General features: G+C 70.5%; 14 protein-coding genes. 9 read left to right on the top strand and 5 right to left on the bottom strand.

Features of this window, described 5'->3' with window-relative positions; all coding sequences use genetic code 11:
* Position 1: 1 nt before the first annotated feature.
* Complete coding sequence (locus BLT97_RS19675; protein ID WP_245769420.1) at positions 2-892, top strand: SGNH/GDSL hydrolase family protein; 891 nt, start codon at positions 2-4, stop codon at positions 890-892.
* Between the two features lie 160 nt (positions 893-1,052).
* Here the strand turns inward: BLT97_RS19675 and gad are convergent, their stop codons facing one another.
* The gene (gene gad, locus BLT97_RS19670; protein ID WP_093611999.1) at positions 1,053-2,483 is read right to left on the bottom strand and encodes a glutamate decarboxylase; all 1,431 of its coding nucleotides are present in this window, start codon (positions 2,481-2,483) and stop codon (positions 1,053-1,055) included.
* Between the two features lie 255 nt (positions 2,484-2,738).
* Here gad and BLT97_RS19665 point away from each other — a divergent pair, with 255 nt between their 5' ends.
* On the top strand, positions 2,739-3,497 hold the full coding sequence (locus BLT97_RS19665) for a MerR family transcriptional regulator (protein ID WP_093611997.1): 759 nt from the start codon (positions 2,739-2,741) through the stop codon (positions 3,495-3,497).
* A gap of 67 nt (positions 3,498-3,564) precedes the next feature.
* On the opposite strand, the gene BLT97_RS19660 is transcribed toward BLT97_RS19665, so the two are convergent.
* Entirely contained in the window at positions 3,565-3,933 is a 369-nt protein-coding gene (locus tag BLT97_RS19660; RefSeq protein ID WP_093611995.1) for a YbjQ family protein, read from the bottom strand.
* A gap of 191 nt (positions 3,934-4,124) precedes the next feature.
* Between BLT97_RS19660 and BLT97_RS19655 the strand changes: the two genes are divergently transcribed.
* A complete protein-coding gene (locus BLT97_RS19655; protein WP_093611993.1) occupies positions 4,125-4,817 on the top strand; it encodes a DedA family protein in 693 nt (230 codons plus the stop codon).
* 89 nt (positions 4,818-4,906) lie between these two features.
* Here the strand turns inward: BLT97_RS19655 and BLT97_RS19650 are convergent, their stop codons facing one another.
* Positions 4,907-6,535 (bottom strand): threonine/serine exporter family protein, encoded by a 1,629-nt coding sequence (locus BLT97_RS19650; RefSeq protein WP_093611991.1) that lies wholly within the window; start codon positions 6,533-6,535, stop codon positions 4,907-4,909.
* A gap of 242 nt (positions 6,536-6,777) precedes the next feature.
* On the bottom strand, positions 6,778-7,266 hold the full coding sequence (locus BLT97_RS19645; protein WP_093611989.1) for an inorganic diphosphatase: 489 nt from the start codon (positions 7,264-7,266) through the stop codon (positions 6,778-6,780).
* Between the two features lie 94 nt (positions 7,267-7,360).
* On the opposite strand from BLT97_RS19645, the gene dacB reads away from it, so the two are divergent.
* The 6 genes from dacB to folE all read left to right on the top strand — a co-directional run bounded on the left by dacB (position 7,361) and on the right by folE (position 15,069).
* Positions 7,361-8,881 carry a D-alanyl-D-alanine carboxypeptidase/D-alanyl-D-alanine endopeptidase gene (gene dacB / locus BLT97_RS19640; protein WP_425442735.1) on the top strand — a complete coding sequence of 507 codons (1,521 nt, stop codon included), beginning with the start codon at positions 7,361-7,363 and terminating at the stop codon, positions 8,879-8,881.
* A 116-nt stretch (positions 8,882-8,997) separates the two neighbouring features.
* Positions 8,998-10,128 (top strand): zinc-dependent metalloprotease, encoded by a 1,131-nt coding sequence (locus tag BLT97_RS19635; protein ID WP_093611987.1) that lies wholly within the window; start codon positions 8,998-9,000, stop codon positions 10,126-10,128.
* A gap of 197 nt (positions 10,129-10,325) precedes the next feature.
* Positions 10,326-11,327: a tRNA lysidine(34) synthetase TilS gene (gene tilS / locus BLT97_RS19630; protein ID WP_093611985.1), complete on the top strand. Its 1,002-nt coding sequence runs from the start codon at positions 10,326-10,328 to the stop codon at positions 11,325-11,327.
* A gap of 42 nt (positions 11,328-11,369) precedes the next feature.
* Positions 11,370-11,930, top strand: a complete 561-nt coding sequence (hpt, locus tag BLT97_RS19625) for a hypoxanthine phosphoribosyltransferase (RefSeq protein WP_093611983.1) — start codon at positions 11,370-11,372, stop codon at positions 11,928-11,930.
* A gap of 277 nt (positions 11,931-12,207) precedes the next feature.
* Complete coding sequence (ftsH, locus tag BLT97_RS19620) at positions 12,208-14,265, top strand: ATP-dependent zinc metalloprotease FtsH (RefSeq protein WP_093611981.1); 2,058 nt, start codon at positions 12,208-12,210, stop codon at positions 14,263-14,265.
* Between the two features lie 198 nt (positions 14,266-14,463).
* A complete protein-coding gene (gene folE, locus BLT97_RS19615; RefSeq protein ID WP_093611979.1) occupies positions 14,464-15,069 on the top strand; it encodes a GTP cyclohydrolase I FolE in 606 nt (201 codons plus the stop codon).
* Between the two features lie 71 nt (positions 15,070-15,140).
* Here folE and BLT97_RS19610 read toward each other — a convergent pair whose 3' ends face one another.
* The gene (locus BLT97_RS19610; protein ID WP_093612206.1) at positions 15,141-15,626 is read right to left on the bottom strand and encodes a DUF3180 domain-containing protein; all 486 of its coding nucleotides are present in this window, start codon (positions 15,624-15,626) and stop codon (positions 15,141-15,143) included.
* Positions 15,627-15,638: the final 12 nt, after the last annotated feature.

Genomic DNA, 15,638 nt, shown 5'->3' with positions numbered 1-15,638 from the left:
GGTGCGTGGCGCGCTCGCCACGGGCGGGGCGGCGGCGCTGCTGCTCGCCGCGACCGCGGTGCCGGCCGAGGCCGGACAGCGGCATCGCGGCGAGCGGTATGTGGCGCTCGGGGACTCGTACACCTCGGGTCCCGGCATCCCGGACCAGGTGGACGCCAACTGCGCGCGCTCCAACCGCAATTACCCCTCCGTCGCGGCCCTGAAGCTGCGCGTCTCCTCGTTCAAGGACGCCAGCTGCGGCGGCGCGACCACCGTGCACATGTGGCAGGCACAGGGCACCAACCCGCCGCAGCTCGACGCGCTGGACAGGAAGACCACGCTCGTCACGGTGGGCATCGGCGGCAATGACATCGGCTTCGGCGAGATCGTCGGCACGTGTACGCGGCTGAGCTTCGCCGACCCGTACGGCAACCCGTGCGAGAAGCACTACACGGCAGGAGGCACCGACCAGTTGGCCGGGCGGATCGCGGACACCTCGGCCAAGATCGAGAAGGTGATCGACGCGATCCACGACCGCGCGCCCCGCGCCCGCGTGTACGTGGTCGGCTACCCGGTGATCGTCGCGGACAGCGGCAAGGGGTGCTGGCCGGCCGTGCAGATGGCCGAGGGCGACGTCCCGTATCTGCGCGACACCGGCAAGCGGCTCAACGCGATGCTGCGTGCGACCGCGCACGACAACCGGGCCCGCTTCGTGGACACGTACACCCCGACCATCGGCCACGACGTGTGCCAGGCACCGGACGTCCGCTGGGTCGAGCCGCTCGTCCCGACCAGCCCCGCCGCGCCCTTCCACCCCAACGCGAAGGGTGAGGCGGCGATGGCGGCAGCCCTGGTGGACACGGTGAAGCGCCGCGGCCACCCGCACGGCGGCCACCACCACGACCACCGCTGACGGGCGCCACGGCTTAGGGCCGCGGTCACGGGCGCCGCGCTGACGGGCGCCATCCCGGGCCGCTGCGGTCACGGGTGCCAACCCGGACCGCCGCAGTGAGGCGGAAGGTGAAGGCGGCGGGCCGGTCCGACGCGGGCCGGCCCGGCGTGCCACCGGCCCGCTAGTGGTGGAAGGCCGTCGCCTTCGACTCGTCGCGCCCCAACGGATGCGGCTGGCGCCGCAGTTCGGGCAGCAGGCGGCCCAGGTCCTCGATCAGGAGCGCGGCCAGGTCCGCCGAGAAGCCGTTGCGGCACACCACCCGGAGCACCGACAGGTCCTCGCGGTGCGCCGGGAAGGTGTACGCGGGCACCAGCCAGCCCCGCTCCCGCAGCCGGCGCGACACGTCGAAGACGTCGTACGCCGTCACGTCCGGCGCCGTCGTGAAGGCGAACACCGGCAGCTGGTCGCCGCGGGTGAGCAGCCGGAAGTCGCCCATCGCCTCGATCCGTTCGGCGAGCCCGCGCGCAACATCCCGCGAGGCCTGCTGCACCGCCCGGTACCCCTCCCGGCCGAGCCGCAGGAAGGTGTAGTACTGCGCGACCACCTGGGCGCCAGGACGCGAGAAGTTGAGGGCGAAGGTGGGCATGTCGCCGCCCAAGTAGTTGACCCGGAAGACCAGTTCCTCGGGCAGCTGCTCGGCGGTGCGCCACAGCGCCCACCCGACACCCGGGTAGACCAGCCCGTACTTGTGCCCCGAGGTGTTGATGGAAGCCACCCGCGGCAGCCGGAAGTCCCACACCAGGTCCTCGTCGAGGAACGGAGCGATCATCGCGCCCGAGGCCCCGTCGACATGCACGGGGATGTCGAGCCCGGTCCGCTCGTGGAGCCCGTCGAGTGCGGCGCAGATGTCCGCGACAGGTTCGTACGAGCCGTCGAAGGTGGAGCCGAGCACTGCCACCACCCCGATGGTGTTCTCGTCGCAGAGCGCCACCGCGGACTCGGAGTCCAGATGGAAGCGTTCGCCCTCCATCGGCACCAGCCGCGCCTCGACCTCCCAGAAATTGCAGAACTTCTCCCAGCACACCTGCACGTTCGCGCCCATCACCAGATTGGGCCGGGCCTCGCGCGAGGGGTACCGGTCGGCGTTCCGCTGCGCCCAGCGCCGCTTCAGCGCCATCCCGGCCAGCATGCAGGCCTCGCTGGACCCGGTGGTGGAGCAGCCGACCGCGGCCATCGGGTCGGGCGCGTGCCAGAGGTCGGCGAGCATCGCCACGCAGCGCCGCTCCAGCTCGGCGGTCCGCGGGTACTCGTCCTTGTCGATCATGTTCTTGTCCCGGCACTCCGCCATCAGCACCCCGGCCTGCGGCTCCATCCAGGTGGTGACGAAGGTGGCGAGGTTGAGGCGGGCGTTCCCGTCCAGCATCAGCTCGTCGTGGACCAGCTGGTACGCGGTCGACGGCGGCAGCGGGCCGGCCGGCAGCCGGTGCCGGGGCGGCGCCTCGGTCATCCCGCCCAGCGGGTCGGCCTCCCCGAGGAAGGGGTTCAGGGACAGCCTGCGCAGCTCGCTCCCGTCTCCGTCAGGGTGGGGTGCCGCGCCGCGGTGCAGGGACATGCTCGCCTCCTCGGATGCCCCCCTCGCCACACTAAACGGGCATACGGGATGTATCAGCCCGGGAGGTGCTCGGAGAAACCCGAGAGTCGCCCGGGGAAACCCGGGAGCCGCCCGGAGAAAGCGGACTTGCACCTCACGTTGCGTGAGGCCTCAAGGTGAAGGCGTACCGGGGAACCGGACAGCACGAAACGGCCGGGACAGGCGGGCGGCACCCGCACGCACCCGGCCGGCACGGACCAGAAAGGATCGGCGGCCATGAGCTACTCCGTCGGACATGTCGCCGGCCTCGCGGGCGTCACGGTGCGCACCTTGCACCACTACGACGAGATCGGCCTGCTCGCCCCGAGCGAGCGCAGCCACGCGGGCCACCGGCGCTACAGCGACGAGGACCTCGACCGGCTGCAGCAGATCCTCTTCTACCGCGAGCTGGGCTTCCCGCTCGACGAGGTCAAGGTGCTGCTCGACGACCCCGGTGTGGACCCGCAGGAGCACCTGCGGCGCCAGCACGAGCTGCTGTCCGGCCGGATCGAGCAGCTGCAGAAGATGGCCACGGCCGTCGAACAAGCCATGGAGGCGAAGAAGATGGGCATCAACCTCACGCCCGAGGAGCGGTTCGAGGTCTTCGGCGAGCACGACCCCGAGCAGTACGAGGAGGAGGCCGAGCAGCGCTGGGGCGGCACCGACGCCTGGGCCGAGTCCAAGCGGAAGACCGCCTCCTACACCAAGGAGGACTGGCTGCGGATCAAGGCCGAGGCCGACGAGTGGACGCAGCGGATGATCGCGCTCATCGACTCGGGGGCGGACCCGGAGTCGGAGGCCGCGATGGACATGGCGGAGGAGCACCGCCTCCAGATCTGCCGCTACCACTACACGTGCACGCACGAGATCCACAGCTGCCTGGGCGAGATGTTCGTGGCGGACGAGCGGTTCACGAACAACATCGACAAGGCCAAGCCGGGTCTGGCCGCGTACATGAGCAAGGCGATGATCGCCAACGCGCTCCGGCACATGTAGCGGGCGAGGCGCACGACAGCGGAGTCGTGCGCCTCGCGGCCATGTACGTGCGGACGCCTCGTACGCCTCAAGCAGTCCGCGTGATCACCACGGCGGTGCCGTACGCGCACACCTCGGTGCCCACGTCCTGCGCCTCGGTCACGTCGAAGCGGAACATCAGGACGGCGTTGGCGCCCCGGGCGCGGGCCTGCTCGACCAGCCGGTCCATGGCCTGGTTGCGGGTCTCGACCAGCGTCTTGGTCAGCCCCTTGAGCTCGCCGCCGATCATCGACTTGAGCCCGGCGCCGATCTGGCTGCCCAGATGCCGCGAGCGCACGGTGAGCCCGAAGACCTCGCCGATCACCTGCTGCACCTGATAGCCCGGTACGTCGTTGGTCGTCACGACCAGCACGTCGGACTGCGGCCCCTGGCCGCCGCCGAATTCCTCGATTCCCATCCGCCGACCCTTCCTTCGCGCCCGTCCCACCCCCCTCACCTGCAGAGCTTTGTCCCTTTTCGCCCCCGGTGCATCCTGGAAGCACCACGGTGGAACCTGGCCCTGTCTCCCTGCGTTGATAGCTTTAGGCGGCCCACGCCCCGCCGCGCGCTTTCATGCCCACGACACCCCCACAGGAGCCCGGACCCGTGATGACGACGCTTGCGCTCGGACCGAGCTGGCTCGATCCGGACTTTCTGCTCAACGAGTTCGGGCTCTACGGCCTGCTGCTCATCGTCTTCGCCGAGTCCGGCCTGCTCATCGGCTTCTTCCTGCCGGGCGACTCGCTCCTGTTCACCACGGGCCTGCTGGTCACGACCAACCAGCTCGACTATCCGCTGTGGCTGGTCTGCACCCTGATTGCGATCGCCGCGATCGTCGGCGACCAGGTGGGTTACCTCTTCGGCCGCAAGGTCGGGCCCGCGCTCTTCAACCGCCCGGACTCGAAGTTCTTCAAGCAGGAGAACGTGACGAAGGCGCACGAGTTCTTCGAGAAGTACGGCCCGAAGTCCCTGGTCCTGGCCCGCTTCGTGCCGATCGTGCGCACCTTCACGCCGATCATCGCGGGCGTGAGCCGGATGAACTACCGCTCGTTCATCACCTTCAACATCATCGGCGGCATCCTCTGGGGCGTGGGCGTCACCCTGCTCGGCGCCGCGCTCGGCAAGGTCGACTTCGTCCACGAGAACATCGAGATGATCCTCATCGGGATCGTCCTGCTCTCGGTCGTGCCGATCATCATCGAGTTCCTGCGCGCCCGCTCGAAGTCCAAGAAGGCGGGCGCCGCGGGCGACGGCGCGGGCGCGGTGGCCCCGCAGCAGCGCGGCCGCCACGCCAAGCGCTGACACCGGGCGGCGGGCGGCGGTGGAGCCGCCCGCACACGCGGGGCCGGAAGCCGTGCGCACGCCGCGTCGGAAGCCGTGCGCACGCCGCGTCAGAAGCCGCGCGTGCGCTTCGCCGCCCGCCGGCCGGCCGCCCCCGGCACCCGCAGCAGCAGCCGCGAGATCTCGCTTCCGAGGTTCACGCCGATCGCGATCGCCATCGCCGTGGCCGCCGCGCGGGTGAGGAACCCGAGCCCGCCCTGCACATCGTCCTGGGCGATCGACAGCACACCGAAATACGTGGAAGAACCAGGCAGCAGCGGCCCGATCGCCGCCGTGATGTACGGCAGCGCGGACGAGAACCGGTAGCGCGAGAAGAGCTGTCCAAACAGACCCACCACTCCGGCCGCCACCGCGGTCGAGGCCACCGGCGAGATGTCGCCCGCGTAGTGCAGCGCCCCGTAGATCACCCAGGCCACCCCGCCGTTGAGCGTGACCACGAGCACCGAGGCCCGCTCCTGCTGAAGCAGGATCGCGAAGGTCAGGCACAGCGCCATCGACGCCAGGATCTGGATCACCGGCCGCTCGGTGATCCGGACCGTCTGGTCGGGATCGAGCTGCGCCCCCAGCTGCACGCCCAGATACAGCACGCTCAGCACGCCGACCACGATGGCCACGAAGAAGTACATGACCTCCAGGAGCCGGGCCGATGCGGTGATGTAGTAGCCGGTCAGACCGTCCTGCACACCCGCCACGAGCGCCCGCCCGGGCAGCAGCGCGAACAGCCCACCGGTGATCACCGCGGAGCCGCTGAGGTTCGCCGTATGGCTGAGCGTGAAGGCCACGCCCATCGCGGCCGGCGGCATCGCGGCCACCACGAACTGGTAGAACTCCGGCAGCCCGCGCCCGGCGCACAGCCACGCCAGTCGGTCGCCGAGCATGGCGCCCGCCATCGCCGCGATGAACACCAGGGTGTCACCGCCCACGAGCACGGAGGCCGCCCCCGCGAGCAGCCCGCTCGCCAGGGTCAGCGCCCAGCCCGGATACGGGTGCCGGTTACGGCGGATCTGCGCGAGCGTGCGGTACGCCTCCTCCAGGGAGACGTCGATCTCCTCGGCGCTGATGTCGTCGACCAGGTGGTAGACGGCCTGCAGACGCGTGTAGTCGGTGCCGCGCCGCCGCACCGTCCGCGAGGCCGTCACGGGGTCGTCCACCAGTGAGGGCTGGTACGAGATGGACAGCAGCGTGAAGGTGACGTTCGGCTCGCAGCGGTCGAGCCCGTAGGAGCGGCAGACCGCGAACATCGCGGCCTCCACGTCCTCGGCCCCCTCGCCGCCGGCGAGCAGCAGCTCCCCGATACGCAGCGTCAGGTCGAGCACGCGCGGCACGGCCGGACCCTCGTCCTCGTGCTTCTGCGTGGGCTCGGGCGCGGGCCGGTCCGCCACCGGGGTGCGCAGCATGGTGCGCATCCGGTCCTGCCAGGGCGCGTCCTTGGTGAGCCGCACCTTGGGGATGCCCTCGGCCGGTGTGAAGGCCCCGTGGTGGTAGGTGTGCGGCGCCGAGAACGCCGAACTGTCCGCGTCCGGGGCGGGCGGCAGTCTGAGGCCTTCCGGGATGGTGAACTCCGAGGTCGGCTGGTCGACCTCGGGCACCGGCGGCGCCTCGATCCCGCCCACGGGTGCGAAGGCGCTGCGCGCCTCGTCCGATACCGGCTTGCGGTCCTCGGCCTCCGGTTCCGTCACGCCCTCTTCTCCATCATCGGCACGGCCAATACGCCCAGTATGCGTACGGATACTCGAACCGGCGCACCGGCCCCTTCCGTATCCGCACGCGATCTTCCCGGTAACCGGGAGCGGCGCCCGTACACCCCGAGGGGGCGGCGCCCGCACCCCCGCGGGCACACGCGAACGGGCCGCCCGTTCCCCTGACCGGGAAGCGGGCGGCCCGTCGCCGCGACCGCGAAATGGCTCGGTGAGCCGAGGGGTCAGTGACCCTCGGTCTTGAAGCGCTCGTAGGAGCGGACGATCTCGGCCTCGGCCTCGGTGCGGCCGACCCAGTTCGCGCCCTCGACGGACTTGCCGGGCTCCAGGTCCTTGTAGACCTCGAAGAAGTGCTGGATCTCCAGGCGGTCGAACTCGGAGACGTGGTGGATGTCGCGCAGGTGCTCCACGCGCGGGTCCGAGGCCGGGACGCAGAGCAGCTTGTCGTCGCCGCCCGCCTCGTCGGTCATGCGGAACATGCCGATCGCGCGGCACTTGATGAGGCAGCCGGGGAAGGTCGGCTCGTCCAGGATGACGAGCGCGTCCAGCGGGTCGCCGTCCTCGCCCAGGGTGTCCTCGACGAAGCCGTAGTCCGCCGGGTAGCTGGTCGAGGTGAACAGACGACGGTCCAGACGGATACGACCGGTCTCGTGGTCCACCTCGTACTTGTTACGCGAACCCTTCGGGATCTCGATCGTGACGTCGAACTCCACCGGTGTCTCCTCCATGATCAACACATACTTGTTAATGCGCAGTGATTAAGTGTCCCTCACGCAGGTGTGTGATCGCGAAAGGGGCTGGTCCGTGGTGCCCGAGCTCAAGGACCCGGAGCTCGCAGAGGATGCCGAGCTCTCCGAGCCGTCGAGGCCGCAGCCGCCCCGGTCCGTTCGGCGGCGCGGACCGCTGAAGACCTGGCAGTTCACGGCCGCCGCCGCCACGTTCGGTGTGGTGCTCTCGGCCGTGGTGGTGACCGCGGCCGGTCCCTGGGACTCAGGCCAGCGTACGGCCGAGCGGGCCCGGGCCGCATCGCGGGAAGCCGCAGGTGGCGCAGATCACGGCCGCGACGGCCGCAGGCCCGCCGCCGCACCCCTCGCTCCGGACGTCCTGTCCGCGCTCGGCGGCCCGCAGGGCTCGGCGCCCGCACCGACGAAGAGCGCCCTCGCCGACGTCCTCGACCCGCTCCTGAAGGACCGCTCGCTCGGCAGCCTGCGCACCGCCTCGGTGGTCGACGCCCTGACCGGCGAGGAGCTCTACGCGGCCCGAGCGGCCGACCCCGTCACGCCCGCGTCCACCACGAAGATCGCCACGGCCGTGGCGGCCCTGAGCGCGCTCGGGCCCGACCACCGCATCGTCACCAAGACCGTCGCGGACCCCGGTGCGAACGAGGTGGTCCTCGTCGGCGCCGGCGACCCCACCCTGACCGGCAGGGACGAGGTGAAGGGCGGCTCCAGCCTGCGCGAACTCGCCCGGGCCACCGCGAAGTCGCTGCTCGACCACTCGCGCGAGGGCAAGATCCGCCTCACGTACGACACCTCGCTCTACTCGGGCCCGCCCCTGCACCCCATCGGCCCGAACGAGAACATCGCCCCGGTCAGCGCCCTGATGATGGACGAGGGCCGGCTCGACGACTCCACCAGCGGCCCGGCCCCGCGCACCGGCGACCCGGCACAGGCGGCCGCGAAGCGCTTCGCGGACCTGCTGCGCGAGGAAGGCGTACGGCTGGAGGGGGCGCCGCAGGCGTCGAAGGCGGGACCGAAGGCCGAGGAGCTCGGCAGCACCGCGTCCGCGCCCCTGTCGGCGCTGGTCGAGCGGATGCTGACGCACAGCGACAACGACATCGCCGAGGCCCTCGTCCGCCAGACGGCCCTCGCTTCCGGTGAGCCGGCGAGCTTCGACGGGGCCGCGAAGGCGGTCGAGAAGCGGCTGCGCGAGCTCCAACTGCCCGTGGACGGCGCCCGGTTCGCCGACGGCAGCGGCCTGAACCGCGCCGACCGCGTGACCTCCCGCCTCCTGACGGCCCTGCTCGCGAAGGCCGCTGACCCGGCCCGTCCCGAACTGCGCTCTGCCCTGACGGGCCTGCCGGTCGCGGGCTTCACGGGCACGCTCAAGAACCGCTACGACTCCGAGGGCGCGGCCCCCGGCACGGGCCTGGTCCGCGCGAAGACGGGCACGCTGACCGGCATCAACACCTTGGCCGGCTCGGTGGTGGACGCCGACGGCCGCCTGCTGCTCTTCGCCTTCACGGCCTCGGGCACCGCCGCCCCCCAGGCGGCCCAGTCGACCCTGGACCGGCTGGCGGCGACGGTGGCGAATTGCGGGTGCCGGTGAGGGTGGGCGTCCGTACCCGCCCCCGCCATCCGGGCCCCTAGGGGCGAACCCCCGGAAACAACCCACCCCGTCCCGAACCCTCACCGCCCGGCCCGTCGACAACGTACGGTTGACGCATGACGAGCATCGGCGGTGCCGCACAGGGGATGGTCGACTGGAATCTCGCGGTCGCGACCGCGACCCGCCTGGTGCGGCCAGGTCCCGAGGTCAGCCGCGACGAGGCGCGCGCCATCGTCGCGGAGCTGCGCCGGCACGCCAAGTCCTCGGAGGAGCACGTCCGTTCCTTCACGCAGATGGCCACCGAGGCAGTGCACGACACCCCCGTCCTCGTCGTGGACCGCCCGGGCTGGGTGCGGGCCAACGTCGCGGGCTTCCGCGAGGTGCTCAAGCCGCTGCTCGAGAAGATGCACGAGCGGCGCGGCGGCGGCCCGGCCAACGCGATGCTCGGCGCCGTGGGCGGCAAGGTCACCGGCGTGGAGCTAGGGATGCTGCTCAGCTTCCTGGCCTCCCGCGTCCTCGGCCAGTACGAGACCTTCGCGCCGCCCACCAAGGAGCTGCCCGGCAGCGCCGAGGGCGGCGGCCGGCTGCTCCTCGTCGCGCCGAACATCGTCCACGTGGAGCGCGAACTCGACGTGGACCCGCACGACTTCAGGCTCTGGGTCTGTCTGCACGAGGAGACCCACCGCACCCAGTTCACCGGGGTGCCCTGGCTGCGCGACCACCTCGAGGGCGAGATCCAGTCATTCCTCGGCGAGACCGAGGTCGACCCGATGACCGTGCTCGAACGTTTCCGCGAGGCGGCCTCCGCGCTGGCCGGGAACAAGTCGGAGGACGAGGAGGGCGAGGGCGGCCGCTCGCTCGTGGAGATCGTCCAGACCCCCGCCCAGCGCGAGATCCTCGGCCGGCTGACCGCCGTGATGTCCCTGCTCGAAGGGCACGCGGACTACGTGATGGACGGTGTCGGACCCGATGTCGTGCCGTCGGTGGGGGAGATCAGGGAGAAGTTCCAGCAGCGCCGGGCCAAGGGTGCCTCGCGGCTGGATATGGCGCTGCGGAAGCTGCTCGGGCTCGACGCGAAGCTGCGGCAGTACCGCGATGGCGAACGTTTTGTGCGCGCAGTCGTTGACGAGGTCGGAATGGACGGCTTCAACCGCGTCTGGACCTCACCCAACACGCTGCCCACCAAGTCGGAGATCGCGAAACCGGCGGACTGGGTCGCGCGGGTGCACCGCAAAGCAGATTCCTGAGCCGCACGCCACCCAACGGCAGAACAGGGCCTCCGTAATCACCCTTCCGAGGGACCGTGGGCCTGCGGAAGGCGTGCAATGCTCAGGGAGCGACTCGTCTCTGTCACCATCTATGCACTCTGAGTGACAAAGGCCAGCTGGCAAGACTTCGTACTCACGCCCCCGTACTCCACAGAGCTCCACGAAGGGAACCGGACATGGGTCCCCATCCTGCGGTCGCGGCGATACGCCTGGCAGTCCGCCGCGTTCTCCACGACATCCTCACCGACACCCCTGACACCCCCGACGGCCCCCTGGTCCTCGTCGCCTGCTCCGGCGGCGCCGACTCCATGGCCCTGGCCTCGGCCCTCGCCTTCGAGGCACCCAAACTCGGCATCCGCGCCGGTGGCATCACCGTCGACCACGGTCTCCAGCCCGGCTCCGATCTGCGCGCCGCCGAGGTCCTCGTGCGGATGACCGCCCTCGGCCTCGCCCCCGTCGAATCCGCCGCCGTCACCGTCGGCCGCGAAGGCGGCCCCGAAGCGGCCGCGCGCGACGCCCGCTATGCCGCACTCGACGAAGCCGCCCAGCGCCTGGGCGCCGCCGCCGTCCTGCTCGGCCACACCCGCGACGACCAGGCCGAGACCGTGCTGCTCGGCCTCGCCCGCGGCTCCGGGATCCGCTCGCTGTCCGGTATGGCCGAGACCTCGGGGGTCGCCGGCCGCTACCGCCGCCCGTTCCTGCAAGTCGACCGGCAGACGGCGCGCAAGGCCTGCATGGTCCAGTCGCTGCCCGTCTGGGACGATCCGCACAACGCGGACCCCGCCTATACGAGGTCGCGTCTGCGTCATGAAGGACTGCCCGCCCTGGAGAAGGCGCTCGGCAAGGGCGTCGTCGAGGCGCTGGCCCGCACCGCCCAGCTCTCCCGGGACGACGCCGACGCCCTCGACTCCTGGGCCGCACAGGCCGATCCGACCGTACGGGACGACACCGGGCTCCTGGAGTGCGCGAAGCTCTACGCGCTGCCGCCCGCCGTGCGCCGGCGGATCCTGCGCCGCGCGGCCATCGAGGCCGGGGCGCCCGCGGGCTCGCTGTTCGCCCGGCACATCGAGGAGGTCGACCGTCTCATCACCGGCTGGCGCGGCCAGGGGGCCATCAATCTGCCCGGCCGGGTCGTCGCCCAGCGCCAGGGTGGCAGACTTGTCATCCGGCAGGGCTGACGCAGACTCCTGATGCGGCCGGCACCTCGGACGACGAAAGTGATGCGGGTGGACGCGAAAGACATGGGCACCGACCTCGAGAAGGTGCTCATCACCAAGGAAGAGATCGACGCGAAGCTGGCCGAGCTGGCCGCGAAGATCGATGCGGAGTACGCGGGCAAGGACCTGCTCATCGTCGGTGTCCTCAAGGGCGCCGTGATGGTGATGGCGGACCTGGCGCGCGCGCTGTCCACCCCCGTCACGATGGACTGGATGGCGGTGTCCTCGTACGGCGCCGGGACCCAGTCCTCGGGCGTGGTGCGCATCCTCAAGGACCTCGACACCGACATCAAGGGCAAGCACGTCCTGATCGTCGAGGACATCATCGACTCCGGGCTCACGCTCTCGTGGCTCCTGTCGAACCTCGGCTCGCGCGAGCCGGAGTCGCTCAAGGTCTGCACCCTGCTGCGCAAGCCCGAGGCGGCCAAGGTGTCGATCGACGTCGAGTGGGTCGGCTTCGACATCCCCAACGAGTTCGTCGTGGGCTACGGCCTGGACTTCGCCGAGAAGTACCGGAACCTGCCGTTCGTCGGCACCCTCGCCCCGCACGTCTACGGCGGCTGACCCCGGGTACCCCGCACGTCTACGGCGGCTGACCCCGGTCGCGCCGTCCGTGCGCGGCGGCTGAGCTTCCGTACCCCGTACGGCCGTTGGGGCCCCGCTCTTCTCGCGGCGGGAACCCTCGCCCGATTCCCCGCGTTGGAGCATGGGAAGGCGGGTTTACCGGCCGTCCCCTGCCGTGTCGGGTGACAATGCTGGGGTACCGTCCGAAGAACAGCTTTTTTGAAGCCTTATCAAACTCACTATGGCAGGAGGGACGGGGCGGCTCCGCTCCGTATGGATGGACGTGAAGCGATACTTCCGTGGGCCGGTCATGTGGATCGTGCTGGCCGTCCTCGCCGTGGTCGTGTTGATGCAGGTCGTCGGCTCGTCCGGCGGCTACAAGACAGTGGACACCGGCCAGGTCTACCAGGCGATCAAGGACAAGCAGGTCCAGAGCGCCAAGCTCACCACCGGTGACGAGCAGCTCATCAAGGTCGAGCTGAAGGACAACATCAGCGACGCCGACAAGGACAAGTACGGCGGCAGCGCCAAGATCCAGGCCAGCTACATCGGCGACCAGGGTTTCCAGATCGCCAACACGCTGCAGGACAGCTACGCGAACGGTGACATCAAGGAGGGCTACACCGTTTCGCCCTCCAAGCAGAACCCGTTCGTCAGCATCCTGCTCTCGCTGCTGCCCTTCGTCCTGATCGTCGTCGTCTTCCTCTTCCTGATGAACCAGATGCAGGGCGGCGGCTCGCGCGTCATGCAGTTCGGGAAGTCCAAGGCGAAGCTGATCACCAAGGACACCCCGAAGACCACGTTCGCGGACGTGGCCGGGTCGGACGAGGCCGTCGAGGAGCTCCACGAGATCAAGGAGTTCCTCCAGGAGCCGGCCAAGTTCCAGGCCGTCGGCGCCAAGATCCCCAAGGGTGTGCTGCTCTACGGCCCGCCCGGTACCGGTAAGACGCTGCTCGCGCGCGCCGTCGCCGGTGAGGCGGGGGTCCCCTTCTACTCGATCTCGGGTTCCGACTTCGTCGAGATGTTCGTCGGTGTCGGTGCCTCCCGAGTCCGTGACTTGTTCGAGCAGGCGAAGGCGAATGCTCCGGCGATCGTCTTCGTCGACGAGATCGACGCGGTCGGCCGCCACCGCGGCGCCGGCCTCGGCGGCGGTCACGACGAGCGCGAGCAGACCCTCAACCAGCTGCTCGTCGAGATGGACGGCTTCGACGTGAAGGGCGGCGTCATCCTGATCGCCGCCACCAACCGGCCCGACATCCTCGACCCGGCGCTGCTTCGCCCCGGCCGTTTCGACCGCCAGATCGCGGTGGACCGCCCGGACATGCAGGGCCGTCTGGAGATCCTCAAGGTCCACCAGAAGGGCAAGCCGGTCGCCCCGGACGTCGACCTCTCGGCCGTCGCCCGCCGCACCCCCGGCTTCACCGGTGCCGATCTGTCCAACGTCCTGAACGAGGCCGCGCTCCTCACGGCCCGCTCGGACAAGAAGCTGATCGACAACCAGATGCTGGACGAGGCGATCGACCGTGTGGTCGCGGGCCCGCAGAAGCGGACCCGGATCATGTCGGACAAGGAGAAGAAGATCACCGCGTACCACGAGGGCGGGCACGCCCTGGTCGCGGCGGCTTCGCCGAACTCCGACCCGGTCCACAAGATCACGATCCTCTCGAGAGGCCGTGCTCTGGGCTACACGATGGTGCTGCCGGACGAGGACAAGTACTCGACCACGCGCAACGAGATGCTCGACCAGCTCGCGTACATGCTGGGCGGGCGCGCGGCCGAGGAGCTCGTCTTCCACGACCCGACCACCGGTGCTGCCAACGACATCGAGAAGGCCACCGCCACGGCCCGCGCGATGGTCACGCAGTACGGCATGACCGAGCGGCTCGGCGCCATCAAGTTCGGCGGCGACAACACCGAACCGTTCCTCGGCCGGGAGATGGCGCACCAGCGCGACTACTCGGAAGAGGTCGCGGCGCTGGTCGACGAAGAGGTCAAGAAGCTCATCGAGACCGCGCACAACGAGGCCTGGGAGATCCTGGTCGAGAACCGTGACGTTCTCGACAACCTGGTCCTCGCGCTCCTGGAGAAGGAGACGCTCAACAAGGAGGAGATCGCCGAGATCTTCGCGCCGATCGTCAAGCGTCCGGCCCGCCCCGCGTGGACCGGTTCCGCCCGACGTACGCCCTCGACGCGACCCCCGGTGCTCTCGCCCCGCGAGCTCTCGCTGACCAACGGTGCCAATGGCGCGACCCCCGCGGTCACCGCCACCGAGACGGCCACGCCGGAGCTGAACAAGGCCCCGGCGCCCGCCCCGGAGGACCGCCCCGAGGCGTGACCCTGCGAGCGGCCGCCCCGGCGGCCTCAGCAGGCCCGGAATGGATGCCGCGCCCCCCAGGTTTTAGCCTTGGGGGGCGCGGCATTTCCGTATGCCCGCTGGGGGCGCCCCCAGCTCGAACGAGTCGAGAGCTCGGGGGAGGGCGCCAGAGTGGCTGCCCGGCAGGGCCCGAGGGCGACGTACAGGAACGAGGCACAGATGACCGACCCGGTGACGCTGGACGGCGCGTCCAAGATCGGCGAGTTCGACGAGAAGCGCGCCGAGAACGCCGTACGCGAACTGCTCATCGCGGTCGGCGAGGACCCGGACCGCGAGGGCCTGCTCGAGACGCCGGCGCGGGTGGCGCGGGCGTACCGGGAGATATTCGCGGGCCTGTGGCAGAAGCCCGAGGACGTCCTGACCACGACGTTCGACCTCGGGCACGACGAGATGGTGCTCGTGAAGGACATCGAGGTGATGAGCTCCTGCGAGCACCACCTCGTGCCCTTCCACGGGGTCGCGCACGTCGGGTACATCCCGTCCACCGACGGCAAGATCACCGGCCTGTCGAAGCTCGCCCGGCTTGTGGACGTCTACGCGCGGCGGCCGCAGGTGCAGGAGCGGCTGACCACGCAGATCGCCGACTCCCTGATGGAGATCCTGGAGCCGCGCGGGGTGATCGTGGTCGTCGAGTGCGAGCACATGTGCATGACGATGCGCGGGGTGCGCAAGCCGGGGGCGAAGACGCTGACGTCGGCGGTGCGCGGGCAGCTGCGCGACCCGGCGACGCGGGCCGAGGCGATGAGTCTGATCATGGCGCGCTGACCAGGGCGTATACGAGGAGGGCGCGGCATCCCAGGATGCCGCGCCCTCCTCGTATACGGGCGGAGAAGAGGCTAGGCGGGCGCGCCCTGGGTGTCGTCGTCCTCGGGGAGCTTGCAGACGCGCTCAAGGAACAGCGCCGCCGCCACCACGGCGATGCCGGCCACCACCGCGAAGGCCGCATAGATGGCCTGGTCGCGGCGGGCCGGGACGTCCAGGTGGGCGAGGAGGAAGACGCCGACCCCGCCGTAGACCCCGCTGACCAGGGCCGAGACCAGGGCGCTCGCCTGGCCGAAGACCACCGCGCGGGCGGCCATGAGGGGCTCCACGCCCTTCGCGCCCGGAACGCGGTCGCGCTGGGCGCGCAGGCGGGAGCGGAGCGAGAGGGCCGTGGCCAGGATGGCGGCCGCGATGACCGCGAGCACGATGGGGGCGGCCAGCGGGACGCTCGGCAGGGTGCCGAGCGAGTCCCGTGCGACCAGCAGCTTGGCCAGGGCCCAGGACAGGACGCCGGCGACCACGAAGAGGCCCGCCAGGGTCCTGATGCGCAGCTGCTTCACGAGTGCGTTCGC

The sequence above is a fragment of the Streptomyces indicus genome (genome assembly GCF_900100315.1).
In the GTDB taxonomy this organism is placed as follows: Bacteria; Actinomycetota; Actinomycetes; order Streptomycetales; family Streptomycetaceae; genus Streptomyces; species Streptomyces indicus.
This window is presented reverse-complemented; position numbering and strand designations above follow the sequence as displayed.